2 protein-coding genes are annotated in these 267 nt (G+C 58.4%); both read right to left on the reverse strand.

The window, feature by feature from the left end:
* Window positions 1-88, reverse strand: an 88-nt coding sequence (locus tag H3T84_RS12625; RefSeq protein WP_198225801.1) for a hypothetical protein, incomplete at its 3' end; no start/stop codon positions are given.
* Between the two features lie 30 nt (window positions 89-118).
* Window positions 119-247 carry an RHS repeat domain-containing protein gene (locus tag H3T84_RS12630; RefSeq protein ID WP_370524166.1) on the reverse strand — a complete coding sequence of 43 codons (129 nt, stop codon included), beginning with the start codon at window positions 245-247 and terminating at the stop codon, window positions 119-121.
* Window positions 248-267: the final 20 nt, after the last annotated feature.

A 267-nucleotide genomic window follows, 5' to 3' on the forward strand; every position in this document is an offset into this window, starting at 1 on the left:
CGGCAGCATCAATGCGAGTATGCACCAGTCCGCGCTGGTCGCGGCGGTAGCGGGTAGTATGGCCGGCCGGATCGGTATAGCTTTGCAGCTGGCCGGCGGCATTGACGCTGTAGTGTTCCTACCGTCCGTCCGGCAGGGTGGCACCAGTGAGCTGACCGGCGGCGTTGTACTGGTATTTGCTACTGTTACCGATGGCATTGGTGATGCTGGTGAGGTTACCAGCGGTATTGTAATAGAAATGGGTGATGGAGCCGGAACAGTCTACAT

It is taken from the genome of Snodgrassella sp. M0110 (assembly GCF_016101465.1).
GTDB classification, from domain to species: domain Bacteria; phylum Pseudomonadota; class Gammaproteobacteria; order Burkholderiales; family Neisseriaceae; genus Snodgrassella; species Snodgrassella alvi.